Source organism: Acinetobacter sp. ANC 5414 (assembly GCF_013004295.1).
Classification (GTDB): domain Bacteria; phylum Pseudomonadota; class Gammaproteobacteria; order Pseudomonadales; family Moraxellaceae; genus Acinetobacter.
Window position 1 is genome coordinate 79,511 of the sequence record NZ_JABERM010000009.1, and the last position, 26,995, is coordinate 106,505.

The 26,995-nt window shown below is 39.5% G+C and carries 27 protein-coding genes and 1 pseudogene; 9 read left to right on the forward strand and 19 right to left on the reverse strand.

Features of this window, described 5'->3' with window-relative positions; genetic code table 11:
- Nucleotides 1-292: 292 nt before the first annotated feature.
- The 4 genes from HLH18_RS05320 to HLH18_RS05335 all read left to right on the forward strand — a co-directional run bounded on the left by HLH18_RS05320 (nt 293) and on the right by HLH18_RS05335 (nt 3,829).
- Nucleotides 293-556 (forward strand): hypothetical protein, encoded by a 264-nt coding sequence (locus HLH18_RS05320; RefSeq protein ID WP_067726101.1) that lies wholly within the window; start codon nt 293-295, stop codon nt 554-556.
- 229 nt (nt 557-785) lie between these two features.
- Nucleotides 786-1,949 (forward strand): hypothetical protein, encoded by a 1,164-nt coding sequence (locus HLH18_RS05325; RefSeq protein WP_171546043.1) that lies wholly within the window; start codon nt 786-788, stop codon nt 1,947-1,949.
- 72 nt (nt 1,950-2,021) lie between these two features.
- A complete protein-coding gene (thiM, locus tag HLH18_RS05330) occupies nt 2,022-2,843 on the forward strand; it encodes a hydroxyethylthiazole kinase (RefSeq protein ID WP_171546044.1) in 822 nt (273 codons plus the stop codon).
- Nucleotides 2,844-2,935: 92 nt separating this feature from the next.
- Nucleotides 2,936-3,829, forward strand: coding sequence for a LysR substrate-binding domain-containing protein (locus HLH18_RS05335; RefSeq protein ID WP_171546045.1), 894 nt, complete (start codon nt 2,936-2,938; stop codon nt 3,827-3,829).
- A gap of 16 nt (nt 3,830-3,845) precedes the next feature.
- Here HLH18_RS05335 and HLH18_RS05340 read toward each other — a convergent pair whose 3' ends face one another.
- The 3 genes from HLH18_RS05340 to HLH18_RS05350 all read right to left on the reverse strand — a co-directional run bounded on the left by HLH18_RS05340 (nt 3,846) and on the right by HLH18_RS05350 (nt 8,376).
- A complete protein-coding gene (locus HLH18_RS05340; RefSeq protein WP_171546122.1) occupies nt 3,846-5,594 on the reverse strand; it encodes an FAD-dependent monooxygenase in 1,749 nt (582 codons plus the stop codon).
- 253 nt (nt 5,595-5,847) lie between these two features.
- The gene (locus HLH18_RS05345) at nt 5,848-6,579 is read right to left on the reverse strand and encodes a hypothetical protein (RefSeq protein WP_171546046.1); all 732 of its coding nucleotides are present in this window, start codon (nt 6,577-6,579) and stop codon (nt 5,848-5,850) included.
- A 270-nt stretch (nt 6,580-6,849) separates the two neighbouring features.
- Nucleotides 6,850-8,376 (reverse strand): TerC family protein, encoded by a 1,527-nt coding sequence (locus tag HLH18_RS05350; protein WP_171546047.1) that lies wholly within the window; start codon nt 8,374-8,376, stop codon nt 6,850-6,852.
- 516 nt (nt 8,377-8,892) lie between these two features.
- On the opposite strand from HLH18_RS05350, the gene HLH18_RS05355 reads away from it, so the two are divergent.
- The 3 genes from HLH18_RS05355 (at nt 8,893) to HLH18_RS05365 (ending at nt 10,467) form a co-directional block, all read left to right on the forward strand.
- Nucleotides 8,893-9,210 (forward strand): hypothetical protein, encoded by a 318-nt coding sequence (locus HLH18_RS05355; protein ID WP_171546048.1) that lies wholly within the window; start codon nt 8,893-8,895, stop codon nt 9,208-9,210.
- A gap of 180 nt (nt 9,211-9,390) precedes the next feature.
- Nucleotides 9,391-9,855 (forward strand): MarR family winged helix-turn-helix transcriptional regulator, encoded by a 465-nt coding sequence (locus HLH18_RS05360; protein ID WP_131287953.1) that lies wholly within the window; start codon nt 9,391-9,393, stop codon nt 9,853-9,855.
- A 147-nt stretch (nt 9,856-10,002) separates the two neighbouring features.
- The gene (locus tag HLH18_RS05365) at nt 10,003-10,467 is read left to right on the forward strand and encodes a MarR family winged helix-turn-helix transcriptional regulator (RefSeq protein ID WP_171546049.1); all 465 of its coding nucleotides are present in this window, start codon (nt 10,003-10,005) and stop codon (nt 10,465-10,467) included.
- A 7-nt stretch (nt 10,468-10,474) separates the two neighbouring features.
- Here the strand turns inward: HLH18_RS05365 and HLH18_RS05370 are convergent, their stop codons facing one another.
- The 5 genes from HLH18_RS05370 to HLH18_RS05390 form a co-directional block, all read right to left on the reverse strand.
- Nucleotides 10,475-11,134 carry an SOS response-associated peptidase gene (locus HLH18_RS05370; RefSeq protein WP_171546050.1) on the reverse strand — a complete coding sequence of 220 codons (660 nt, stop codon included), beginning with the start codon at nt 11,132-11,134 and terminating at the stop codon, nt 10,475-10,477.
- Between the two features lie 250 nt (nt 11,135-11,384).
- The gene (locus HLH18_RS05375; protein WP_250852376.1) at nt 11,385-11,750 is read right to left on the reverse strand and encodes a hypothetical protein; all 366 of its coding nucleotides are present in this window, start codon (nt 11,748-11,750) and stop codon (nt 11,385-11,387) included.
- A 183-nt stretch (nt 11,751-11,933) separates the two neighbouring features.
- Complete coding sequence (locus tag HLH18_RS05380; protein ID WP_171546051.1) at nt 11,934-14,099, reverse strand: malate synthase G; 2,166 nt, start codon at nt 14,097-14,099, stop codon at nt 11,934-11,936.
- Nucleotides 14,100-14,458: 359 nt separating this feature from the next.
- Nucleotides 14,459-15,607 (reverse strand): cell division protein ZapE, encoded by a 1,149-nt coding sequence (gene zapE, locus HLH18_RS05385; RefSeq protein ID WP_171546052.1) that lies wholly within the window; start codon nt 15,605-15,607, stop codon nt 14,459-14,461.
- Nucleotides 15,608-15,691: 84 nt separating this feature from the next.
- Nucleotides 15,692-16,699 carry an AraC family transcriptional regulator gene (locus HLH18_RS05390; RefSeq protein ID WP_171546053.1) on the reverse strand — a complete coding sequence of 336 codons (1,008 nt, stop codon included), beginning with the start codon at nt 16,697-16,699 and terminating at the stop codon, nt 15,692-15,694.
- Nucleotides 16,700-16,775: 76 nt separating this feature from the next.
- Here HLH18_RS05390 and HLH18_RS05395 point away from each other — a divergent pair.
- A pseudogene (locus HLH18_RS05395) lies at nt 16,776-17,231 on the forward strand (flavin-containing monooxygenase); the annotation flags it as partial.
- Between the two features lie 51 nt (nt 17,232-17,282).
- The gene (locus tag HLH18_RS05400) at nt 17,283-18,191 is read left to right on the forward strand and encodes a LysO family transporter (RefSeq protein ID WP_171546054.1); all 909 of its coding nucleotides are present in this window, start codon (nt 17,283-17,285) and stop codon (nt 18,189-18,191) included.
- Nucleotides 18,192-18,325: 134 nt separating this feature from the next.
- Here the strand turns inward: HLH18_RS05400 and pyrF are convergent, their stop codons facing one another.
- The 11 genes from pyrF to gspK all read right to left on the reverse strand — a co-directional run bounded on the left by pyrF (nt 18,326) and on the right by gspK (nt 26,976).
- The gene (pyrF, locus tag HLH18_RS05405; protein WP_131319361.1) at nt 18,326-19,006 is read right to left on the reverse strand and encodes an orotidine-5'-phosphate decarboxylase; all 681 of its coding nucleotides are present in this window, start codon (nt 19,004-19,006) and stop codon (nt 18,326-18,328) included.
- A 36-nt stretch (nt 19,007-19,042) separates the two neighbouring features.
- Nucleotides 19,043-19,402 (reverse strand): lipopolysaccharide assembly protein LapA domain-containing protein, encoded by a 360-nt coding sequence (locus tag HLH18_RS05410; protein WP_067726066.1) that lies wholly within the window; start codon nt 19,400-19,402, stop codon nt 19,043-19,045.
- Between the two features lie 24 nt (nt 19,403-19,426).
- On the reverse strand, nt 19,427-19,729 hold the full coding sequence (locus HLH18_RS05415) for an integration host factor subunit beta (RefSeq protein WP_067726064.1): 303 nt from the start codon (nt 19,727-19,729) through the stop codon (nt 19,427-19,429).
- A gap of 160 nt (nt 19,730-19,889) precedes the next feature.
- Nucleotides 19,890-21,566, reverse strand: coding sequence for a 30S ribosomal protein S1 (rpsA, locus tag HLH18_RS05420; protein WP_131287985.1), 1,677 nt, complete (start codon nt 21,564-21,566; stop codon nt 19,890-19,892).
- A 108-nt stretch (nt 21,567-21,674) separates the two neighbouring features.
- Complete coding sequence (gene cmk / locus HLH18_RS05425; RefSeq protein ID WP_171546055.1) at nt 21,675-22,358, reverse strand: (d)CMP kinase; 684 nt, start codon at nt 22,356-22,358, stop codon at nt 21,675-21,677.
- 17 nt (nt 22,359-22,375) lie between these two features.
- Nucleotides 22,376-22,807, reverse strand: coding sequence for an SRPBCC family protein (locus HLH18_RS05430; protein WP_171546056.1), 432 nt, complete (start codon nt 22,805-22,807; stop codon nt 22,376-22,378).
- Nucleotides 22,808-22,847: 40 nt separating this feature from the next.
- Nucleotides 22,848-23,387, reverse strand: coding sequence for a tRNA adenosine(34) deaminase TadA (gene tadA / locus HLH18_RS05435; protein ID WP_171546057.1), 540 nt, complete (start codon nt 23,385-23,387; stop codon nt 22,848-22,850).
- Nucleotides 23,388-23,389: 2 nt separating this feature from the next.
- Complete coding sequence (locus HLH18_RS05440) at nt 23,390-24,514, reverse strand: enoyl-CoA hydratase/isomerase family protein (RefSeq protein ID WP_171546058.1); 1,125 nt, start codon at nt 24,512-24,514, stop codon at nt 23,390-23,392.
- The gene (gene ung / locus HLH18_RS05445; protein ID WP_171546059.1) at nt 24,511-25,224 is read right to left on the reverse strand and encodes a uracil-DNA glycosylase; all 714 of its coding nucleotides are present in this window, start codon (nt 25,222-25,224) and stop codon (nt 24,511-24,513) included. The genes HLH18_RS05440 and ung overlap by 4 nt, the downstream gene beginning before the upstream one ends.
- Before the next feature lie 49 nt (nt 25,225-25,273).
- The gene (locus tag HLH18_RS05450; protein ID WP_171546060.1) at nt 25,274-25,870 is read right to left on the reverse strand and encodes a 6-pyruvoyl trahydropterin synthase family protein; all 597 of its coding nucleotides are present in this window, start codon (nt 25,868-25,870) and stop codon (nt 25,274-25,276) included.
- Between the two features lie 158 nt (nt 25,871-26,028).
- Nucleotides 26,029-26,976, reverse strand: a complete 948-nt coding sequence (gene gspK / locus HLH18_RS05455; protein ID WP_171546061.1) for a type II secretion system minor pseudopilin GspK — start codon at nt 26,974-26,976, stop codon at nt 26,029-26,031.
- Between the last annotated feature and the right edge of the window lie 19 nt (nt 26,977-26,995).

The window sequence follows — 26,995 nt, forward strand, 5'->3', positions numbered from 1 at the left end:
TCAATTCGTTGTCTGAACATCAGTACAATTAATATTTCAGTTGCTTACTTATCATACGTGCAGTTAAAAATCATGCACTATAACTCCAACACCTTTCAGTAAGATAAATAGAAAATCTCTGTATTTTGATATCTGTTTATATTATTTGAGCAAGATTTAGCTGACTTATAAACTGGCATAACTCAAAGTGACAGATATTTTCAAGATGACTACATTTTGAGCACGTTTCTTGCTTGTATATATTTGTGTAAAGCGCACTATAAAATCAGATCAAAATTAGAAGAGGTGTCCCATGTATTTAAAAGACCATATTGTCCGTGTGGAAAATATCAAGACCATGCAAACTCTCGACGCTGCCGGAATCGACCATAAAGTGATTGCCATGTTTATGAGCTGTGAAGGTATTCCAATGCAATCGCCCGATATTTGCGCAATTTTGAACAATTACGATTCATTAGGCAGCAAAAAAATTCCCTCTAAAAAGGTTCAGGCTTTAATCAATGCAAAGCAATTAGGCGAGGAGGATGAATCATTACCTTGCCCTGCTTCGTATTAATTAAAGAATTTACCTCTCAGACAGCCCCTCATTTTGTGGAGGTGGAAGATTTGCCTTTCCATCTCCACATCAATCAACAATAAATACTTAGGCTATTTTTCTAAAGTAAATCTGCATATATTTTCCTGCTTGCATTTATTGTTCATTCAGCGCTATTCAATCACGTTACAATAAAAGAGATGTGTATAATCGTTTGAATGATTAACCAGACTTGTGATTGACTCTTTCCATGCTCCTTCAGATTCTGCAAAAACAGTTAGATGAAAGTACATCATGCCCTTTGTGTCAGGCATCCATGTTCTGGATTGAAGCAGAACAGTACGATCAAGCACTTAATTTTCATGAATGTAGTCACTGCCAACATCGAGTCTTTCAGGATGGGCGCACCAATTGTCATTGTGACAAATGTTTAGTCAATCGGAAAAAAATGCTCACCGAAACGCGTCTTCAAGAGCAGCGCAAAATCAAATCGAAAAATAAAGATAATGTCGAATATCAACTAGACCAGATCAGCTTTCTGAATAAATTGTTTTTACTCAGTATTTTGGACAATCAGGTTCAGGAACATACCACGCATCATGAATATATTGATTGGGAAAGCATTAAATACCATTCCATTACCCCGGATTATTTGTTCCAGAATTATTTGGTCAAGCAACTGGTTAAAGAACAAATCCTGATTGCCAAAGATTTTGCCACTGAGGCACATCATTACTATGTCAATGTACGTTTAGACGGTTATTCTGAACCGAGTCTGTTTAGCATTACCCAGCAACTTCGAAACTGGTTTTATGAAAATTTAACCATGGGCGTGCCCTTTAAAAATGCCGATGAAGTTAAAAATGTGCTTTATTTAGCGCTGTATCAGGAAATTATTCAGTTTGCCCAGTTTTATTGTCGCACATGGGGCATTCAAATTGCCGGAAATAACAGTTTTCAGACCTTTTGTTATCGCCTGATGGATTCATTGGCGGTGGGACAAATCTATTATCTGGTGCAAACTGCGCTGGAATATTTGCATCAGCAAAAAGCCCTGCAAGCACGCAATGAAAACTTTATTAACACCAACTTGCTAAAGAAAACCTTGCAGCAATATCGTGACCGTGCCGTGACCGAAAAATGGGAAACATCTACCCTGCCGCGTCCTCACAATATTCCTTTTAGCAAGATGAGCGAAATCCTGTTTTTCCGCTTTCTGGGCTATGATGAAAGTATTTTTTTCCAGCCGATTTGGCGGATCTGGAAAAAGATTGAACCGCGCTTAAGCTTCTATTCACAAAAACGCTGTATGTATTGCGGTTCGAATGAGCTTACTGTGGATTACGATGCTGAAAATTATGTGACCTTATGTTGTCGCACCTGTAAGCATCAAGACCACTATTTTACCCAATAGAATTTCACCCAATAGACGGTGAGCCATATGTCTAATCTCTCCAATCCTATGTATAACTTAAGGAATAATCTAATGGATCAAACTTCAACATTGATCGAACATATTGTTGAAGCATGGATACAGCTGCAAACGGAGCAGCCTTTGGTGCAATGTATTACCAATAGTGTTGCAGCCAATTATGCAGCCAATGTTTTGCTGGCTGCCGGTGCTTCTCCTGCCATGATTGACAATCCATTCGAAGCCGAAAGTTTTACCAGCATTTCTGCTGCACTGAGCATTAATCTGGGTACGCCCACCAATGAACAGATGCAGGCGATGCAAATTTCTGCACAAACGGCACAACGAACTGATACGCCCTGGGTACTCGATCCAGTCGGTTATGGTCCCGTTTTAAAATGGCGCTCGGATATGGTGGATGAGTTACTGCAATATAATCCCACCGTCATTCGTGGTAATGCTTCAGAAATTAGCACCCTTGCAGGCAATCAGGTGCTCTCCAAAGGTGTCGATAGCACTTTGGATAGTGCCGATGTGTATAGCCAGGCCAAAGTCCTGTTAGCACACGCTGAATGCATCGCGATTTCAGGTGAATCTGATTTTATTTTAAGCAAAGAACTTGATGCTGTGATTCAGGTCAATGGTGGCTCTTATTTACAGCCCAAAGTCACCGCAACAGGCTGTGCACTCGGTGCTTTAATCGCGGCTTACTGTGCGGTAAGCACAGCGACTATTGCCACCATTGCTGCACATACGCATTTTGCCATTGCAGGGAAACTGGCTTTTGAAAGAGCGCAAACGATTGGTCAGTTCAATGTTGCATTCATGGATTACATCCACAGTTTAAATCCAGATTTAATCCGACAATATGCCGATATAAAAATCCTTGAAATCTAAAGCATTCTTTTATGGATGTAGATGATTCTGCATAGATCTTTATTTTAGTTTTAAACAGTAGCGTAAAACCGTTTTGCAGCAGGACATACTCAATGGAACTTAGACATTTACGTTACTTTGTGGCGCTGGCGGAAGAACTCAACTTTACCCGTGCTGCGCAAAAACTCTGTACCGTGCAACCTTCTCTCAGCCAGCAAATTAAAGATCTTGAAGAAGAAGTAGGCGTACAACTTATCGATCGCAGTGCACGAAAAATAGCCTTGACTGCAGAAGGTCAAGGTTTTCTAAAATATGCCTTGGAATCGATTAAATACGCCGAACTGGCTGTCGCTCATGCACGTCAAATCGCCAATCAGGGTCAGCAACAGCTGTTTATTGGCGTATTGCACGTTGCGGAAATGACCATTATTCCCCAAGTGATTCAACGGGTTCGTGCTCAGTTTCCACAAGTTGAGCTTAAAATTAGAAGTTTATCCTGTAGCGAACAGATCCAAGCGTTGAAAAACTCCGAACTGGATTTGATTTTTAGTCGCGTGTGTATGGATGATCCGGTTTATACCAGCACCATGCTATTTGAAGAAAAATTATTATGTGTTGCCCATCAAAATTATATTTCCAAACGTAAGATTCAGGACTTAAGACAAATTCAAAATGATGACTTTATTGTCTGTGACCAGCTCTTTTCACCAGTGTTCTATCAACGAATTCAACAGTTCACTGAAAAAGAAAATTTAAAACTACAATATAAATACCAAGTCACCAATGCCCTGCAACATATAAATCTCATCAATATGGGTTTGGGCTGGAGCTTTATTCCTGAATATGCACGGCAATTGCTGAATCCCAATGTACAGGCGATTGAACTGAAACAAGACTTGCCGACTTTACCGCTGTATGCCAGTTATCGAACAGATGCTGAAAATCCAGTTTTGCAATTTACCGCAAAAATCATTCAGCAATCTGTTCAACAACAAGTTTCAGAATAACTTTTAAAAATCTGAATTAAGCGATTTGATACTGCATTTGTTGCAGTACATGACTGAGTTTCTGCAAGGCTTCGGCATCGTCATACAATGCTTCTTGATGGCGCCATGCTACATAGCCATCCGGACGAACCAGTAACATCCCTGCTTCAGCAATTTCACAGTTTTTTTGCCAGATGCCGTAAACATCTTTAACTTCTTGCCCAATGGTCACAACATCTAGATAAGCTAAATCTAATTGTTCAGCTGCCTTTTTCCAGGCTGTACCGGATAAACCAGTCACTAAAGTAAGTTTTCCATTTCCGACGATATCCAGAGTGGAAACCTTCTGACCATTTTTCGCATCAATTAACCAGCAATGTGGAATTTTCGCCCCGGGACGTGACGTCGCCTGCAAATATAGTTGCGGATCAGCTTGCCATTGCTCTTCATTTTCATCCTCCAAAACCACGGCAACGGATTGATAACGCTGATTCAGCTCCACCCCTTGCGCATTGAACTCAAAGTTTTTAATTTCCAAAGCATGATTCAGCTGAGTACGCAATTCAGCCGCGTCTGCTGTTGGTGCATTCAATCGATCCAACAATTGTTGGGTGGTTTCAATACCTTGATCAAAACCGAAAACATCTTTCAGGTGCTTGTAGTCCATGCGAGACTGGTTGGCACGTGCCACAATTTGCTGTCCAACCGGCACACGCTCATCACTATAAGAGGTTAATAAATCTGCTTTCGCCCAATCTTTAATGACGAAAGCCAGTTTCCATGCCAAGTTAAACGCATCTTGAATACAGGTATTTGAACCCAAACCACTGGATGGTGGATGACGATGTACGGCATCTCCGCCACAGAAAACCCGACCGACTGAATAATGCTTGGCAAACGCCTGATTCACATACCATGCTGATACATTTTGAACTTCAATATCGACATCGTCCGTACCAATAAAAGTATGAATACGTTGGATGATTTGTTCTTGGGTATATTGCGGCTCACCTTGTGCAATATCGAAGCCCCAACCTGCAATCCAGTCATTCCATGGAGAAATGGCGCGCAGCAAGCCCATACCAATTTCGCCAAACCCCGCAGCGGGATTAACAATCCAATGCAAAATGCTTGGACGATGTTGCACATACTTAGTCAAGTCAGCTTTGAAACGGACATAGGTCGTACCTGCACGCGCCATATGACCTTCAATCGGAAGACCGATTTTTTCAACAATTTTAGAGCGTGCCCCATCCATCCCCACCAGATACTTGGCACGAACCGAATATTTGCGATTTTCCAAGCGATCTAAAAACCAGACCGTAACGCCAGTCTCATCTTGTTCATGATCTAAATATTCGGTGTTGTAAAATAGATTTGCACCACGCGCAACCGCATGTTTAACCAGTAGTGCTTCCATTTCTGGTTGCACCAAATCGAATAAAGGTGAAGGGCTTCCCTTTATGTAATCACCATGACGTAAATCGCCAGTTCCCCACGCTTGGATACGGGCAATCTCCTCGCCAATCAAACTGGTGGTGATCATGCTTTCCCCCATGTGTTGCCATGGGGTAGCCCTACTCTTAGCTTCTTCTTCTAAATCAAATTCACGCAATACTTCAACTGCACGCTGATTGGTAATGTGCGCACGTGGAGAATTTGCCAGGCCATTAAACTGGGTATAAAAACGGACTGAAACCCCATAAGTGGCCAAGGCCAAAGCAGTGGTTGCTCCCGCTGGGCCGGTCCCAATCACCACAACATCCGTATCGAAAGACTGATTCAACATCCCGTTTCCTTATTTAAATCACTTCAATGTACTCATCCAAATGCTTGGATTTGCTTTTATTGAACTATAAGGAAAATGTCGAGATTATTTAAAAACTATCAAAACTAACTATAGCGATATGCATCTAAGCTATAGAAAGTCAAAGCATTTTGATATTTTTAAGCGTAATGAGTATTTTTTGCCTATGCTTTATTTATGCAAACTGATAAATTTTAAATAGATAATTCAGCCAGTCTTTAGAGAATAAAATTTAATACACTTTGCGGTCTAAAAATAAATTCAATATGGTTTCAAAAATCGTTTTTAAATCCAATTTACAGATACACAGCAAACCCATGCCATCAAAATAGTCAGGCACATGCTGCATAAAAAAATTTATATGTGGCGTTGCCTTAGTTCTTAAACGTTGAATGTGTTCGGATGTAGTTTGCGGCATTACATAAGGATAGACAAAAATATCGTCTCGGCGCTTGCATATATCCTGCTTACGCTGCTGAATCATCTCCAGAACTTTTAAATACTCTTGAGGAGTTTCTTTACCTGTACGTGGGAAAAAATTTTGTGAATGAGATGCAAAATAGGTATAAATTTTAGGCTGTATGACTGTAGGTACAAACCATAAGGGAATAGTGGGATTCCGAATTCGGTGATTAATCGCAACCCGGATTGCAGTTTTAAGTGTTCTGTTGCCTTTACGATAAGCTGGTAAAATACTCGCCCGGGAGCTCACCACAAAGACAGGATGACCCTCTAGAGAAAGCTTAAGCACAGGAATAATGTTTTGTCCAACCAGTGTATCTTTATGATAATAATGAACCACCAGAACTGAAACAGCTTCCTGATCATATACAAAATCATAAATTTCATTTGCAGTAGAATTTGGAAAAATTTGCTGATCAAATTCACATATCATTTCAAAAAAACGATGTTTTTGTTCAGATGCAAGTTTTGTAAAATCTACAATCCTTTCTGTGATACGCATTAGATCTCTTTAAGCCTTATTTTATATTTTTATTATTCATCACTTTATTCACATTCAACATCCCTAGAAATAGCTATTTTAGGACGGATTAACTTGTTTACTCTCTCCATCTTAAAGCACCAGGTCAAAATTCATCTATTTTCTAATCATTTAAAGATAAATCAAAATGACAAAAACCCAATAGCACCTGTCTATTGGGTTTTTAAAGCGATTGAAAAGGAAACTAATTAGAGATATTCATTATCTTTTTCTAGTGTCCGTAATTCCCTTTTAGCGATGCATAATTAAAACCGATTTAATTCGATTATCATCCAGTTCCGTCACCTCAAAATGAACGCCGTGAAATTCCAGATGAGTACCTACAGTTACTTCTCCGTGCGTCTTTTCTAAAATCAGACCTGCAACACTGATATAACCCGCATCTTCTTCGACCAGATCCATCATGCCCAACTCTAATTCAAGCTGGTACACATCCAGCATGCCCGATGCTTTCCAGGTGTGATCATCAATTTTCACTAAATCGAGCTGTTCATCCGCATCAGGAAACTCTCCGGCAATGGCTTCAAACACATCAAGTGGAGAAATTAAACCTTGTACATTACCAAATTCATCACTCACCAGAACCAACGAACCTTTCGATGTGCGCAAGGTATTAATGGCATCAATCACTTTCATTTTCGCGAAAATATAGATCGGACGATGGCGTTTGATTAAAGCTTTGAGTTGTTCGTCATCATCAATGACATCGAGCAATTCTTTAGCACGAACAACACTGATCACTTTATCCAGACTTCCACGACACACCGGAAACAAGCTATGCGGCACAGATAACACCTGTTCACGAATCTGTTCAGGACTATCTTCAATATCCACCCAAGAAATCTGGCTACGCGGTGTCATGATCGAGGCAACAGATCTTTCTGCCAGGGTTAATACCCCACCAATCATATAACGTTCTTCATCAGCAAATGCTTCTTGAGCTTCGAAGTGTTGCGCGCTATTCGCCACCGTCTCCATTTTGCCACCCATCAATTTCAAGATGGAATCCGCTGTACGATGACGCAGTGGAATTTTAGATTCATGTTTGGCTATATTGCGCTGACCAAATTGGTTAAATGCTTCAATTGCAATCGCAACACCAATACCTGAATAGATATAACCTTTCGGAATATGGAAACCGAAACCTTCTGCAATCAAGCTAATACCAATTAACAATAAGAAGCTTAGACACAAAATCACAACGGTCGGATGTCGGTTTACAAAAGCAGTTAATGATTTGGAGGCCAGTAACATTACCGCCATAGCAACAATCATTGCCGTCATCATCACATAGATGTTGTCGACCATACCAACTGCAGTAATCACCGAATCTAAAGAGAATACGGCATCTAACACCACAATTTGTGCAACAACTGCAGTAAAACTCGCATACACAATATTGGTAGTCACGTTAACTTCAGGTTTGCCTTCAATCTTTTCATGCAGTTCGGTCACAGCTTTATAGACCAAGAATAAACCGCCAAATAAAAGAATCAGATCTCGACCTGAGAAGGTCCAATCAAAGACCGTAATAAGCGGTTTGGTCAAAGTGACTAACCAAGAGATAGCAAACAATAAGCCCAAGCGCATAAACAAAGCGAGGGAAAGCCCCACTACACGCGCTTTATCACGCTGTTCTGGAGGGAGTTTTTCTGCCAAAATAGCAATAAAAACCAGGTTATCAATACCTAAGACAATTTCTAAAACAATAAGGGTAAGTAAACCAATCCAAATTCCCGGATCTAATAAAAACTCCATTAGTTTAAATCTCCGATCTTATGAATTTGGTTAAAATTAAATGTAGACCTGCACGGCGACGGATCCATAGAGGTGACCTGTTCAACAATAGATAAATTAATTATGCACAAACTATAAAATTTGTAATTAGATTTTTTCATTTCTAATCATAAAAATGCCAATCTGTATAAAATACATACTAATTTTTGTGACTTATTTCATCTATTCGTCTGATTTTTTGCTTTGGAAATAGAATGGATCTAACAGTTACAACAACTAAAAATTAAAAAAACCCAAAATATTACAATATAAGTTATTGTTTTTATGAATTTTATTACAATATTTACTTGACAAATACAACAATTTATTAGGCATGCGATTCAAATATCAGAAATTTTTTGTTAAAAAGATCAGTTCCCAAAGCTGTTTTTTTCACTAGAATAAAATACAGCCAAGATTTTTAACTCAATAATTGATAGCTAACTTAGATGCGTAAATCTCTAATCCAATCAAAAAAATTTACAGGGATTATTTACTATGACAAATGAAAAAGCATTAACCTTCAATAAAACGTCGAAAACGATTGCTAATACTAGCTATGAAGGTGCATATCTAAATCTAGATTCATCATTTGATCAGCATCAAGTTAAGGTCATGGTCACGCATAATAACCAAAAGTTTGAAATGCTTATACCTGTCATTTTACAATACGGTACTCCTACGGCAATGTTAGCTTCAGAGCCTTATCAATATTCTGAAGTCCAAGAAGAAGTGTTGAAGTTTGCCCAGAGTATTGTGGGATTTCATCAAGATAAAGACAGTTACACCCTGTCCCTTCTAAACGATCACGCTTAATTTTGATTCGTATAAGGAAGCTTATAAAGATAAGTTCCCTTATTGCATTATAAAAAACTTAATATATATTAATAAGCAATAAAAATAATTTAATATGTATTGCGAAACAAAATAGCTTTAGATTAGAATGCTTTCGATGAAAAATTACAATTACAACAATGAATTAGGTGGTTGCCTACCATGACTAAAAAATATAGTAAATTTTTACCTTCTCCGGAAAGTTTTAGCTTAGAAAATTTTCCATATTATTGGGTTACCCAAGTCCATGCTCAATACGTTCAGAATGTCGATCACGTATTAAAAAAATATGGTTTAGATAATTCTCGTCGCCGGATTTTACTCGCTTTAAAATCAAAACCGAATGCAAGTGTGTCTGATCTTTCCGAAATGGTGGTATCCAAGATGTCAACAACCACTAAAATTGTTTATCGTTTAAAAGATGAAGGATTAGTTGATACTTACTCATGTGAAGATGATGCCCGAATTACCCGTGTCGTCTTAACGGAAAAAGGACAACAAATGACCCAGAAAATTAATGACCTTACCAATGTGGTTCTGGAACAATCTTTTGAAGGTTTAACCCCCTTACAAATTGAAAAGATGATGGAAAGCCTTAAACATATTTTCAAAAATCTAGCGCACTAATTTAAGTTTAATTTAAAAAATTTTATCAAGAGTTACTTTTTTGCTTTGGCTACAAGACATGTTATTCAATAAGTTTTATTCAATTTTTCACAAAATCGTTACAATAATAAAATACAATTACAACAATTAAAAAACAGGAGAAAATCCATGACAAAAAAATATAGTAAATTTTTACCTTGCGTTGACGATTTTAGTTTAGATAACTTTCCATTTTATTGGGTTACCCAAGTACACGCTCAACATGTACAAAACGTAGATCATGCGTTGAAAAAATATGGTTTAGATAATTCTCGTCGCCGTATTTTACTTGCATTGAAAGCGAAATCGCACGCAAGTGTCTCAGACTTATCTGAAATGATTATTTCTAAAATGTCGACAACCACCAAAATTGTCTATCGTCTAAAAGATGAAGGATTAGTTGATACTTACTCATGTGAAGATGATGCCCGAATTACCCGTGTGTTATTAACAGAGAAAGGGCAACAAATGGCCCAGAAGATTAATGACCTCACCAATGTGGTTCTGGAACAATCTTTTGATGGCTTGACCCCATTACAAATAGACAAAATGATGGAAAGCCTCAAGCATATTTTTAAAAATTTAGCACGTTAAGCTAGGCTTAATCGAAAAAATTCAGTTGAGGCGTTATTTTTTTGATTTTTTCTTTAGGTACATGTGAACACTCAAATTCATCTTCAGGAAACCCTTCTACAAATGATCGAATATCTGGAGATTTCCAACTTAGCCATTCATTTAAACGCTCGTGAGGAATAACAATCACCGAACGTTTAACATTTCCAGGCTCATGAAATTCCTTCATCATTGGATGATCTATTGCATCGATCGTAATCATGGTGGCTGAACGAACCACTTCATCCCCGATCTTACAGATTTCATAAAGTGCTGCAATAAAAATAGCTTGACCATCTTTCCGACGCACACCCCAACGTTGTGGCTTATGATCAGAATATTTGGACTCATAGAACTCAGCCACTGGAATGACACCAAATTTATATTTCATCACAGCATTATTAAAAGTAGGTTTCTGAATCAAGGTCTCACTGCGGGCGTTATAAGTTTTAGATGCAATTGTTTTATCTTCTGCCCATTTCGGCACGAGACCAAACATCACTTTACGCCACTCAAGACCTTGTTGTGATTTAAACAATAAAGGCAAGTCATAACCCGGATAGACTTCTTCCGGATACTCAAAAGGAATATCCGGTAGCTTTAAATCCTGCAATTGTTTGAGAGTCAATGGTTTGAAGTTTGCGCACATAGCATAGGTATTAAATTAAACTTATTCGATTATATCCTTAACTGTATTAATGTGACTATGTTAGGTCGTTAGGAATCGTCAGCCAATGTATAAATCGAAACTTCTAGAATCCATGACCCATTAAAAACATTCTAAACTGGAGTTTTTCTTATCACTTCACTAAATGAAGCATTAGCTTGATCTGCCAATGTAATCAAGAAGAACTGGGAGCGATATCCCGAAGCGGGATTTTATGATTCGCTGATCAAAATCAACTGTTCACTTTTTTGATGGCAACATATATACGCCAGTAAATTAAAAATGAAATTGCTATGTCCACCACAGCACTTTTAATCGCATCCATATGTGCAAGTGGAACTTCATCAAACTGACCTTTAAAAACGTTAAAAATCAGTTCAAAACAGATCATTACCACAATGGCAAAAATAGTAATTTTGATGGTAATCGGTAAATACAGTGCAATGAAATGATTTAAGAATGCATGACCTTTTTCACCGCCATTGGCTTTAACAGCAGCATTGATCCAACTGACCAATAAACCTAAATTAATGACAAATCCAGCCAAACTGATTTTAAGTTCTTCAACCCCAGTCTGACTTAAAGCAAAAAAACTCAATAAAATCAAAATACCGCTGACGAGATAATAATTTTTAAAATCAACTTGGGTGACACTATTTTTTTAAAATCATCAATCAGTTGATCGGTGCGCCAAAAATACATGATTTATACTCCATTATTATGTGCCGATCATATATATAAAAAAGCCTCACAAGGAGGCTTTTTTATTCAGTTCACAGGATTAATCACCTGTATAACCTTTTAATTTCAAACGTGCTGCATGCAATAGAGGCTCTGTATAACCCGATGGTTGTTCACCACCCTTAAAGATCAAGTCAGAAGCTGCCTGGAAAGCAATGTTGTTTTCAAAGTCAGTAGACATTGGTGTATAAAGTGGATCATTAGCATTTTGCTCATCCACAATTTTCGCCATACGCTGCATCACTTCTTCAACTTGCGCACGCGTTACGATACCGTGACGTAACCAGTTCGCAACGTGTTGAGAAGAAATACGTAAAGTTGCACGGTCTTCCATCAAACCAACGTTGTTGATATCAAGAACTTTAGAACAACCTACACCCAAATCTACCCAACGAACCACATAACCTAGGATACCCTGACAGTTATTTTCAAGTTCTTTGGTTTTTTCTTCTTCAGACCAGTTGGTGTCTTTAGCCAATGGCGGAGTCAACAAATCATCAAGTGACAATGCTTCAGTAGCCAACAACTCCTGTTGACGGTTTGCTACATTAATTTGATGGTAGTGAATCGCGTGGATGACTGCACCTGTAGGTGAAGGAACCCATGCACAACTTGCACCCGCTTCTGGATGTTCAGTTTTGGTTTTGTACATGTCGAGCAACATATCTGGTTTTGGCCACATGCCTTTACCGATTTGCGCCTTACCACGTAAACCAGCCTGAAGACCGATCATCACGTTACGGTTCTCATAAGCAGGGAACCAGATTTGAGATTTCACTTCACCTTTACGAACGAAAGGACCAGCTTCCATGAAGGTATGGATTTCATCACCGGTACGGTCCATGAAGCCCGTGTTAATAAAGATGGTACGATCTTTCGCTTGAGCGATACAGTTTTTCAAGTTGACAGATGTACGACGCTCTTCATCCATGATACCGATTTTAAGTGTTTTAGCCGGTAAACCTAATGCTTGCTCAGCACGTTCAAACAGTTCAACGGCAAAAGCAACTTCTTCAGGACCATGCATTTTTGGTTTAACGATATACATAGAACCTTTACGCGAGTTCTTGATTTCATTTTCACCCTTGATGTCTGCGAAAGTCAACAATGGTGTAACCAAAGCATCCATGATGCCTTCATAAATTTCCGCACCATCTACAAGGATGGCTGGATTGGTCATCAAGTGTCCAACATTACGAAGTAACATGAGTGAACGACCGTGAATAGATGTCACGCCACCAATCAGGTTTTTATGTGTGCGATCTTTATTCAATGTACGAGTAACAGTTTTACCATTTTTCTCGATTGATTCTTCCAAAGTACCGCGCATTAAGCCTAGCCAGTTACGGTAGCCTTCTACTTTTTCTTCTGCATCAACTGCAGCAATCGAATCTTCCAAATCCTGGATAGTCGTTACAGCAGCTTCAAGTACTAAATCTTTAACACCAGCTGCATCTGCTTGACCAATCGTGCTGCTTGCATCAATTTCAACAATTACATGCAATCCGTTATTTTTAAATACGATTTCAGTCGGTGCAGCAGCTTCGCCGTTATAACCGACGAATTGTGCTTGATGCACTAAAGTGGTGGTAGAACCATCTTTTAAAGTCACAACCAGTGCATTGTGCTCTACTGTGTATTTTGTTGCATCTGCATGCGAACCATTCACCAACGGGAAAGTTTCATTTAAGAAATTTTTCGCGAATGCAATGACTTTTTCGCCACGGACTGGGTTATAGCCCTTACCTTTTTCAGCGCCACCTTCTTCAGGGATCACATCAAAACCGTAAAGTGCATCGTATAAAGAACCCCAACGCGCATTTGCCGCGTTCAAGCAATAACGTGCATTACGTACAGGTACTACAAGTTGTGGACCAGCCAAAAGTGCGATTTCTTCGTCGACATTTTCTGTGCTGATTTTGAAATCTTCTACTTCTGGTAATAAGTAGCCAATTTCTGTAAGGAAAGCTTTGTAAGCTTCTAATTCAAATTTGTTGTTGCGGTGCCATTCATCAATTTTAGCCTGAAGATCATCACGCTTAGCTAAAAGCGCCTTATTCTTAGGACTAAGATCAACAACGACTTGCTCGAAGTTTTTCCAGTATGTTTCGCTGTCTAAACCAGAACCCGGTAATGCTTCATTTTCGATGAAATCGTAAAGTTCTTTAGCAATCGCTAACTTGCCTTTTTGAATACGTGCAGTCATTGTCTTTCCTGATATTGCTACTTTTTATAACAAGAGATTCTAGTATACCGATTTAAATCTAGCTGAATAGTACTATCACAATGCTAAATAGTGATCATTTTTTATAAAATAAATATGCACATTATTAAATAAAATACTGCTCACCAATGCGATGTCATCATCAACTTGAATACCTTTTTACAGTTTATAAAGTTTTTGAAATGTCGAAATTAGACTTAAGTGCAGATTTATAGCTAAAACGGTACTTAAACCCGACATTGGTATAGTTATAGAGCAAAGATTAAACAATAACCAGCCTTAAATGTCGACTAAATACACATTTTCTCGCAATAAAAAAGCGCCATTTCTGGCGCTTGATTTTAATTCGCTTGGGATGCTGTTTTCTGGATTTGTTTATGCTCTGCATTCAGATACTCATCGGACTGCATTTCCAGTAAACGTGAACGCGTGCGTTCAATTTCAAAGGCTAGTTTTTCACCTTGATAGATATCAATAATTGAATCTTCAGAGGTCAACAACAATTTTACCCCACGATCATAAAATTCATCGACCAGATAAATAAAACGACGTGCGCCTTCCGACAAATAGTCGGTTAAATGCGGAACATTACTCACCAGCACGGTATTGTAAATATTGGCGATCTCAATAAAATCTGCTGGACTACGCGGCTTAAAGCACAAATCTGAAAATTCACACCATAAAACATCTTCAGTATGCCCAACTGTTTCCACAATACGGTTATTGATAATAATCGGCTCTTGGGAAATTTTTTGAGTTTGGGTCAAAGCAGTAAAACGCTGGGCGATCCAGTTTCTATGATCATGAGTCAATGGTGATTTAAACAATTGCGCTTGTTTGAGCACACGCAGACGATAATCCACACCTGCATCCACATTAAGCACAGCACAGTTCTTTTTCACCATCTCAATCGTTGGGATAAAACGGTCACGGTGAATCCCATTTTTATACAGACCATCTGGGGCAATATTCGATGTGGCAACCAGTGTGATTCCACGTTCAAATAATTTTTGGAACAGTTCGCTTAAAATCATCGCATCGGTAACATTCGATACAAAGAATTCATCAAAACAGATGACCACCGCTTGTTGATAAATTTGGTCAGCAACCAATTCAAGTGGATTACGCTGTCCCGATAATTTGTTCAATTCACGATGCACATGCTGCATAAAATGATGGAAATGCATACGCATTTTGCGGCGAAAAGGAATCGAATCAAAAAATTGATCCATCAGCCAGGTTTTTCCACGCCCTACACCGCCCCACATATACACGCCTTTAGGAGATGTTTGACGACGGAAACGACGAAAGGCTTTTTTCGACGCCTTAAAACGCTGCAGCAGTTCTTGCCAAACACGATCCAATTCATGGACAGCTTGCGCCTGTGCATCATCCGGCATGAACTGACCAGAAGAGATCGCTTGCGCATAACGTTCTGCAGGTGACAAAGGAATAAAGGCGGTACTGTGCTTAGAATTTAAGTCTGACATATCATTGAATACTATTTTAGGCTATTGAAAGTATAGCGAAGTTTGGGATGGAATATATAACACTTTGGCATTAATAAACTTAGGCTATTTAAAGTACTGGCGTGGACTGTATCCAAACCATCGTTTAAAGGCATGATTAAAAGCCGCCGGCTCTGAATAGCCCAGTAACTCTGCAATCATTTCAATAGAATACTCTTTATATTCTATTAGCCTTAATGCTTTATCTTTAATCAGTTTTTCACGTATCTGTTTATAACTGCTTTGGAGTTGCTGCAATTGATGGCGCAAGGTTCGCTCTGGAATTTGCAAAGCTTGTGCCGTTTCCGCCATCGTTGGCATTACCCCTTGCTGTAATTCCAAATAATCTTGCACGCGTTGCACCAAAGATGGCACTTGTTCATCTATTCTTAAGCGTTCTAATTCAGCAATACATTTACTTTCATAGATCTTAAAACTCATTTTATCTGCAGAAGGAATCTGAACATTCAGTACTGCATTATCAAACCAAAATTCTGCACACTTTGAACCAAACTGTAACTCTAAACCATAGTAATCATGATAGGTCATTAAAAACTCTTGGTTTTCTGGTTGCACAAAGGGCAATTCAATCCGAATTTGAGGCATGCGCAATCCCATCATTTTATAAATATCTTGAATAAACTTATAGGTTCCTGAAATTTCACATTGAGCGCGCAACAACCCGAGATCACTGTTTAAATCTTGTGGCTCGTAGCACAAAGCAACTTTGCACTCGGTATATTTCAGGCTTAAAGCACCAGTTAGATGAGTTAAAGACTGATACTGGATGCCTTGTTCCCAAGCTGTACGCACATTTTCACTGCTGACCAACAACATGAGCAAAGGGCCATAGCCAGCAAGCGCATAATGTTGCCCAATAAATAATCCTTTTTCAGGCGAAACATCTTGCCCAATAACTTTTAAAATATCCCATTCCAGACTGGGATGAATAGTTGAACTTGGATCCAATGCCTCAGCACGCAGCCCAATACTTTTAAGTTTTTGATCAACTGCAATCCCAGCTTTACGCATGCCTTGAATTAAATACATCAAGCCAAGAATTGATCGTTTCATAACATTTTCTAATTAAAAGAATATGACCATTTTTTACTATAAAATTTCACTCTTGCAAATTGCCGAATCTATCAATTTTTTTGTATCATTTAAATGTACCGGAGAAAATGGTCTTGATTTACGAGAGGCTTGGCATGAGGATGCAGAAAGTTTTTATGGAATTTGTACCAAACATTTTCCAAATTTATTCCAATGATTAGAACCCAATACCGTTTTGGCGCACAACTCGGTTATCTTCATGATTGAGTCACAGATCAATTACATCTTACAACTGATTCAGCTGGTTAAACACCCCCATAGCCATGCAATTGTGGTGAAAGACCAAGTCCAAGATCAATACAATGCAGAGGTGCAAAGCCTTCTTAAGGGAACTGTTTGGCAATCTGGATGTATAAGCAGGTATCAGCAAGATGGAGGCAAGAACTTTGCACTTTGGCCTACCTATACATGGAAATATTGGTTAAAAACCAAAATACTTAATCCCGCAGATGACCGCTTGCTAAATAAAACACCGGGAAGTCGTGCAGCCTAAATACTTAATGGTCATAATAAGCAGGTGTCTTTTCACCTGCCGACTTTTTGTATGCAATCGCTCTGGTTAATCATCCAGCTTCTTCTCTGTTTATTCCTTGGGTTCGTACTTGCACATAAACTTCCTCGCTGGTTAGAAAGTTTAGCCTTTAAAGTTTTACCCTATTTTTCTTACATACTGCTAATTGCCATCGCGATTGAATTTTCTCAAACACTACACAGCATAAACAGTCCGCTGCAAATTTTATCCAATGCACTAACACTCTCGATTGCAACATCACTGGGTGCTTTTATCTGCTGCTATATCCTCTTTAAAAGTATTGGCTACCAACCCACACAAGGTAAAGTATCCGCAGAATTATTGGTTAAATCGCTGCTTAACATTAATTATGCTTTTATTGCACTCGTATCAGGATATGGACTTGCTGAAATGTTTAATCATTTTGATTATAGCCTACAGGTGAGCACATGGAATCTACTGCTCATCTTCATGTTCTTGATTGGTTTAGATTTAGCGTATTCCCCACTCGACCACTCATGGCTGAACTGGAAAATCATGCTGGTACCAATCGGCTGTATTGTCGGTTCATTAGCGGGTGCCTTTTTTAGCGCAGCAATTGTGAAAGATGTTAGCCTCAAAGACCTTATTATGCTGTCACAAGGTTATGGTTTTTATTCCATGACAGGCATTGTGGTGACTGAACTAAAAAATGCCGAGCTTGGCAGCATTGCACTGATGAATGATTTATTTAGAGAAATTATTGCGATTCTTTTGATGTATAGCATTGGTTGGCGTTATCCACGCTCAGCCATTTCATCTGCCGCAGCAACCGCCATGGATGTCACCTTACCTATGGTTAAACAAGCCTGTGGCAATGCGTTTATTCCGCATGCCATGGTCAGTGGTTTTATTCTTTCTGTGCTTGCCCCGATTGCAGTTAGTGTATTGGCAGCTTTATAAATAATCTGACTAGATTCTTCATTTTCATGCAGGGATTCTCCCCCTCCTTTTTCAAAGGACGGCTGGGGTTGATTTAAAAGTATTAAAACAAAAAAGCCGACTTAATGTCGGCTTTTAAATACATCAAATTCAGATTAAATTGTCGCTAAAATATCACGCAAGGTTTGACTTGGGTTTTCTGATTGAGTAATCGGACGACCAATCACCAAATGCGTTGAACCATCAAGCATCGCTTGCTTTGGTGTCACAATACGTTTTTGATCATCTGCATTAGAACCCGCCGGGCGAATACCTGGAGTAACTAAAGCAAAATCCTGACCTAATGTTTCACGGAGCATTTTAGCTTCTTGAGCAGAACAGACCACACCATCCAGACCACTATCTTGAGTCAGCTTAGCAAGGCGTTTTACTTGTTCAAATGGTTCAATATCTAAACCGATATCTTTTAAGTCCTCACGACCCATTGAAGTCAGCACGGTCACAGCAATCAGTTGAGTGTTGTAATTCCCCGCTTTTAAGCGCTCCACACAGGTTTCCATCATCTTACGGCCACCTGATGCGTGCACATTCACCATCCATACACCAAGATCAGCCGCAGCACATACTGCTTGAGCCGTTGTATTTGGAATATCATGGAATTTCAAATCCAAGAAAACCTCAAAGCCTTTGTCATGTAATGCTTTAACTACACTTGGACCTTCATGGGTAAATAACTCTTTACCAACTTTTACTCGACATAATGCAGGATCTAATTGCTCTGCAATGGTTAACGCGTCATATTGGCTTTTAGCATCCAGTGCAACAATGATACTCAAGAGAATTTACCTTCAGTCAGACAAAAAGAAAGCCCATTATAATGGGCTTTTATTTTCGTTGGTAATATCTAATACAGTTTTTTCATGCCTAGTATGAGCTGCAGCTTCAGCAGCAGCCAATTGGGCAGTTTGAATTTGCTCTTTCCGGAGATATTCAATGTCTTTACGCAGTCGTTTAATTTCCCAGTTATTTTGAAATACCCGGAAAATTTGCACACCTAGCAATAAACCCAATACCACACCCAAAGCTAAAGTGAGCAATAACAATAAGCCTAAACGCATAGCAGGAACTTGAGTAAATAGCAGATCTACGCTTAACTCAGTACCATTTTGTAAAACTAAAGCCAGTGAATAGCCAAACAGCACAATGAGCAAAGCGACCAGTACGTAACGCATAAATACCCCTTTTGGAATTCTTTATTACTGTGCAGATTCGTTTACTGCATCACGTAACGCCTTACCAGGTTTAAAGTGTGGAACTGCTTTTGCAGCCACTTCAACAGACTTTCCTGTTTTAGGATTACGCCCCACACGTGGATCACGGTGATGCAAAGCAAAACTGCCAAAACCACGAATTTCAATACGATTATCAGATGATAAAGCGGCTATCATTTGATCAATCATAATTTTAACAGCTTCTTCAACTAAAGGCTCTGCTAAGTGTGGATTTTTAAGGGAAATTCGCTCTATTAAGTCAGACTTATTAAGTGCTTCCGTAGTCATCTGCGACCTCTTTAATTATCAAGCTACTTTGTAGATGATCCGATAATAACGTGTTTAAATACAAAACGGTAGCGCAATAAGTTAATACTACGCTACCGTTTACAGTATTTGTGTAAAAAGTATTAGTTAATTTACATTAACAATACATTTTAACGCCTACTTAGTTGCCCATTTGAGCTTTGATCAAATCACCAATAGTCTTAGGACCATTTTCTGAAGTAGTTGTTGCTGTTTTCAAGTTAGCAACTGCTTCTTTCTCTTCAGCTTCGTCTTTCGCTTTGATAGACAAGTTGATAGAGCGTGATTTGCGGTCTACGTTGATGATTTTAGCTTCAACTTCTTGACCAACTTCAAGGAACTTAGTTGCATCTTCAACGCGATCGCGGTTGATTTCAGAAGCTTTAAGAGATGCTTCAACTTCGTCAGCTAACTTAATAGTTGCGCCTTTAGCATCAACAGCAGTCACAGTACCTTTAACCAAAGCACCGCGTTCGTTAGTCGCCAAGAAATCATTGAACGGATCATTGTTCATTTGTTTGATACCAAGGCTGATACGGTTGCCTTCAGCATCTACAGACAAGATAACAGCTTCAACAGTGTCACCTTTCTTGTAACGACGGATAGCTTCTTCGCCTTGTTCGTTCCAAGAAATATCAGACAAGTGAACTAGACCATCGATACCGCCTGGTAAACCGATGAAGATACCGAAGTCAGTGATAGATTTGATCGTACCAGAAACTTTTTCGCCTTTATCGTGGTCTTTAGCAAACTCTTCCCATGGGTTAGCACGAGTTTGTTTGATACCAAGAGAAATACGACGACGTTCTTCATCAACTTCAAGAACCATAACATCAACTTCATCACCAATCTGAACAACTTTAGATGGGTGGATGTTTTTGTTAGTGTGATCCATTTCTGAAACGTGTACTAAACCTTCAACGCCTTCAGCGATTTCAGCGAAACAACCGTAATCAGTAAGGTTAGTTACGCGAGCTTTAACGATTGAACCTTTAGGGTAACGGTTCATGATCGCTAACCATGGATCTTCGCCTAATTGTTTAAGGCCTAAAGATACGCGGTTACGTTCACGGTCAAATTTAAGTACTTTAACAGTAACTTCTTGACCAACTTCAACAACTTCTGAAGGATGCTTGATGCGTTTCCAAGCCATGTCAGTGATGTGAAGAAGACCATCGATACCGCCAAGGTCAACGAATGCGCCGTAGTCAGTAAGATTTTTGATAGTACCAGTAACTGTTTGACCTTCTTCAAGCTGAGCAAGAAGAGCTTCACGGTCAGCTGAAGATTCAGCTTCCATAACAGCACGACGTGAAACAACAACGTTGTTACGTTTAGCGTCAAGTTTGATTACTTTGAATTCTAACTCTTTGCCTTCTAAGTGAGTAGTATCACGAATAGGACGAGTATCAACTAAAGAACCTGGAAGGAACGCACGAACTGGACCGATGTCAACAGTGAAACCGCCTTTAACCTTACCAGAGATAACACCAGTAACGATTTCGCCGTCTTCAAAGATTTTTTCAAGTTTAGTCCAAGTTTCAGCACGTTTTGCTTTTTCGCGTGAAAGAACTGTTTGACCCATACCGTTGTCAAGAGCTTCAACAACAACATCAACAGTATCACCAACTTGAACTTCAAGTTCACGTTGGTCGTTTAAGAATTCAGCGCGGTCAACAATACCTTCTGATTTAAGGCCAGTGTCAACTGTTACCCAGTCAGAGTCGATGCTTACGACAACGCCTTGGATGACAGCACCCTTTTCAACGTTGAGGTTTAATTCGCTTTCTTCAAAGAGGGCTGCAAAAGATTCGGTCATGATATACCTGATAAAGTTCAGCGGTCTTGGATCAGACAAGGCCGGTTTAATAAAGCTTCCACATAGTCCGTAATAAACTGATCTAGCTATGCTTTGGCTGAAAATTCGTTAATTGGCTAATTGCTTTTCGACAAAGTTGGTCATCAACTTGAATACTTCATCGATGCCCAAGTCTGAACTATCAATGATATATGCATCTGCTGCCGGCTTGAGTGGAGCGACTGTACGCTCCATGTCTCGTTTGTCTCGAGCTTGTATATTAGCTAAAATGTCGTTTATTTTAACATCTAGCCCCATACCCTGCAACTGCTTTACACGTCGCGCCGCTCGGGATTCAGCCGAAGCAGTCAGATAAATCTTGGCTTGAGCCTGAGGAAAAATAGAAGTGGCCATATCACGACCATCTGCAACCAAACCCGGTTCCTGCGCAAAAGCACGTTGACGCTCTAATAGTGCAGTTCTAAGTTCAGGAATTGCAGCAACTTTTGAAGCAAATTCACCCACACGTTCAGTACGAATGGTTTGAGTTACATCTTCACCGTCGAGTTGAACCTGAGTTCCGGCTTCAGTTGTAACAAATTTTATGTCTAAATTTGTTGCAATTTTAATGCACTGATCAAGTTCTGAATCCAGGCAATCCAGCAAGTCTTGTTGATGTAATGACAGCCCCAGCAAGCGATATAAAGCCCCAGAATCCAGTAAATGAAATTGATAGTGCGCTGCCAGTTTAGCCGCAAGCGTACCCTTTCCAGAACCACTTGGACCATCGATAGTAATAATTTGAACTGTCATTAATTTTCCACTTTACGCTATACAGTTTTAGCTAATTTTGAAAAACCTAGTTTAATCGCAGATTTAAGCTGTGCAAGAATTAATTTACTTACAAATGGTGCCCGTGCCTGCAATTCAATGGTGTAAGTCACTAAAGTTGTGTCAGCATCTTTTGCTTCAAACTCAATAACCCCTAAATGATGTTTCACCAAAGGATTTTTAATAATTTGGTATTCGATACGTTCATTAAGCTCCAGCAAGGTAATTTGTTCTTGCAGCGGCTTGACTGGACCAAATCCCATACGGCGCACTGAACCCACCCCATCTGGACGTTCAGGATCTGCAGAGTCTTTAATTCGTTCTACCTGAATCGGTGCGAAGGCAACATTATAAGTTGAGTGTTTTGATAACAAATCAAAAACCTGCTCGAGGGGTGCGTTAAATTCTTTTTTTACCTGAATGGAATTCATGATTTATCCTAAATTTTAATTGACAATACTTATTGTCATTCTATTTTACATGGTTTGAATTATGATTCTGATCATTTAAGGATTTTTCTTGTAATCTCTGCAGTCGTTTTTGTTCACGACGCATCTTAAAAAAATCACTGAGTTGTTTAGAACATTGTTCATTCAAACAGCCAGCCTCAACATCAAACTGATGATTATAATACCCTGTTTCAAATAACTTTCTCGCGCTGATCAAGGAACCTGCTTTGGGCTCGGTTGCACCAAACACCACTTTGGAGATTCGTGCATGAATCAAAGCTCCGACACACATGGTGCAAGGCTCTAAAGTCACATAAAGAACTGAATCTTCCGGAAGTCGGTAATTATTAAGATTTGCACAGGCTTGACGCAATGCTTGGACTTCTGCATGTGCAGTCGGATCATTCAAAGAAATTGGCGCATTATACCCTGCGCCAATAATTTGATTTTGACTGACAATAATCGCACCGACAGGAATTTCTTGTTTCGATGCTGCAATGGCAGCTTGCTCATAAGCAAACTGCATCCAGTATTCATCCGTCAATTGTGTTGCATCAGTCATTCTTAACCGATCACACCATAGTGTTTCAACAGATTATTCCAGCTTTCAATGGTGGTGACTGGAGGATTCTCATAGAGAATCCCTTTTAAGCTCATATCTACCCCTTTTTTCCACTCAGGAGAGAGGTCTTTGTCGACCAGACGCGCTCGCACACCTTCAACAAAGTCATGATGGCGGATTTTCCAGTCTGAAATTTGAATTTCCAGTTCAAAAATCTCATTCCAGGAATGTATCTGCTTACCCCATTGCCACAATAACCAGGTTAAAGCAGCGGTTGTAGGGGAACCTTTTTGCAAGTTTTCACTCGCCTGACGTAACCAGTCACTACGCGCATCAGTTAAACCAATAATCGATTCATAGTCATGCTCAAAGTTCACACCACGACAAACACTGTGAATTACATCTAACGAGTTTTGTAGCGGTCCTGGACCCACTGGACGGTGCATGCCATTCAGGGTGTCATCAATGGCACGAAAATCACCGGCTGGGTAATGTCCCCAATCAATATTGATGACTTTTTCCAACACATTATCACGCTGTGCATCACAAATATGCGTCGCCCAGCCAATACCATAGGCACCGGCTGCAGTCATGATCGAACCGGTTAAGCCCGTAAATAAGCCTATAGCACCGCGATCCGCCAAGAAACGTGTCGCGCCTACATCCGGATATAAACCGATATTGATTTCAGGCATCGCCAAACGTGAATAAGGCGTGACTAAACGGAATGGTGCAGCCATGAATAGCCCCAGACCACCACCCATTACATAACCTTCACCCCAAATCAGCACAGGCTTAGCATAGTTATGTAACAGTAAATCTAAAGCATATTCTTGTTCAAAGAATTTATTTGCAGTTTCTACTTCATTATTAATGACCAATTGACGAAGTTTACGAACATCACCACCTGCACAGAATGCTTTTGGTGTAGTTGAATCCAACCAAATGGCTTTAACAGCATCATCATGCTGAAAATCTTGGAACACTTCTAAAAGTGCGGTAACGATGGATTCATCCAGAGCATGCAGAGATTTCGGACGGTTCAGGCGAACAATGCGCCAGCCGTTTTTTGCTTCCTCTACGATAAGATCAGGATGATAATTTTTTAATTCAGGAGATTGTGTCATGCGTCCAGCTGCCAATTTATCGGCTCAATGCCATTTTGTTTCAGATAATTATTTGCTTTTGAAAATACTTTACAGCCAAAAAAACCACCACGGTTTGCTGCCAATGGCGAAGGATGCGCAGCTTTTAAAATCAGGTGTTTATTCGGATCAATCCGTTGACCTTTACGTTGCGCATAGGCGCCCCATAGGATAAAAACAATATGCTCACACTGCTCATTTAATACATCAATAATATGATCGGTAAAATCTTCCCAACCCTGTTTTTGATGCGAAGTGGGCTGACCTGCTTCAACAGTTAAAACTGCATTCAGCAATAACACACCTTGCTCAGCCCAACGGGTTAAATCACCGTGTTTCGGAATTGGAATACCCAGATCAGCATTTAACTCATGGAAAATATTACGTAAAGATGGCGGTAATGCAAGCCCCTTTTGTACAGAAAAACTTAATCCATGTGCTTGGTTGAGGCCATGATAAGGATCTTGCCCCAAAATAACGACTTTCACATGGCTTAATGGGGTTTTATTTAACGCATTAAAAATCAGTGAACTTGGGGGATAGATCACTTTATCTGCTTGTTTTTCAGCAATCAGAAACTGCCTTAAGTCATCCATTCTTGGGCTGAGCAAAAAATCGCTCAAGACACCTTTCCAACTCGCATCTAACTGAATTTTATCTAGTTGAGCTTGCTGTTGTTCCGTTAAAGACATAACTGCTTCCTAATCCTTTTTGAAAACCTACCACGTGATTGAATGATCTTTAGATGTGTACCTGTAGATCAACACTCGGGTTTTGGAATTTAATTCCTTGTTGTAATTTTTCATAAATAGCGGGGTCAGTCCATTCAGCTTGAACTTGTTCAGAGAACACAATTTGTTCAAGACTCAGCACACCCATTTGCTCATTTTCGATATCTTCGATAAAGCTTTGTGCATAACCGGTATCTGTTTCATGCACAATCACAGAGTAAACCTCTACATCACCTTCCCCATTTTGGGTTTCGGTTGACGCAAGTACTTGTTTTGCCAAGTAGAAGAAAATACGTGAAAATTGTTCCGCTGAAGGAGAAACGGGTAAAGATACCCAACGTGCACTAAATTTTTTGCAGGCTTCAATATATTCAGCATCATCATGCTGCCAAAAACAGATGGCATGATCAAAACTGTCAAAAATGTCCTTGATTACGCCCTTCAGCAATCCGAAGTCATACACCATTTGGCCATGATCTAGCTTCGAAGCTTTAAGCAATAATTCAACTTTATAACTATGGCCATGAATCGAACGCTTACAGCGATCCGATGTACAATTTCGCACAATATGAGCATTTTCAAACTTAAATAACTTACGAATTAACATGTGCCGTGATGCAATCAAAAATATGTGAATTGAATCTGATTATAAAGCAAAAGTGAAAGTCTGGGCATTAATTTTACTGTTCAAGGCAATTGGTAAAACATATGCGACTTAAACAAGATAGTGGGATAGATTATATTTCAGCTTATTGGTTTATATGATTAAAATGGCGCCATACTGCGATATGCCACATACACCATATTATCTTTACGCACTAAATCACTACTAAACTGACGTTTACGCTCACTTAACAACACTTCAATCTTGGCTTTGAAATAACTTGATTGCACACCCAGCAAATCATTCACTTCATTACGGACATCCGTATTGACTTGAGTAAAAGGCTCAATTGCCCAAAGATCATCGATATTGGAAAAATGCTCTAGTTTGGCTTGTCGTTGCTGCAGGACTTGCTGAACAGCTTTGACATCCAGCTTGGGATCAAGACTTGCAAGCAGCATCGCTGGTGCTGTATTCACATTGACTTTACTGTCTGATGTAGGTGCGGCACTGACATAATCTGCAATTTGCAGATATTTTTGACCTTCAAAGCCACGTACCAGTTTCAGTTCTTCAACGTTATGAAATTTACTGTTTGGCGCTAAATAACCTTGTGGCAAGCCTTGATAGTAGCTGGCCTCTGCTCCCATCGCACCAATGGTTTCATCATCAGCATCTTGCCAGTCAATCACCGCTTCGCTCAACTTTTCAGGTAAACCGACACGTACTAAAAGTTTTTCAAACCAGACTTTTGCTTGAGGATTCGGCGTGCCGTCATTATTGACCAAACTATTTAAATTAAATTTACTGGATTCATCCTGCAATGTTCCCGATACAAAGCCATCTTCTACCGGAAAAGCAGGCATCGGTTTCGCCCAATTTTCTTGCAGATGGTCGATATCACCTGCATTTTCAGCATCATCCACCAAAAGTTCGGAGAAAAAAGCTTCTGCACTTTTAGCATACAATAACGATTGATTTTGACGCATTAAATATGCGGTATTTTCAGCAGTATTGGCCTGACGTTTGGCAATCGTCGCAGCAAGAATTGTTGCTAATGCGACCATGACCAAGATCGTAATTAAGGCAATACCCTGTTGCTGCTTCATGCTCAATCTCTTTAGGCTT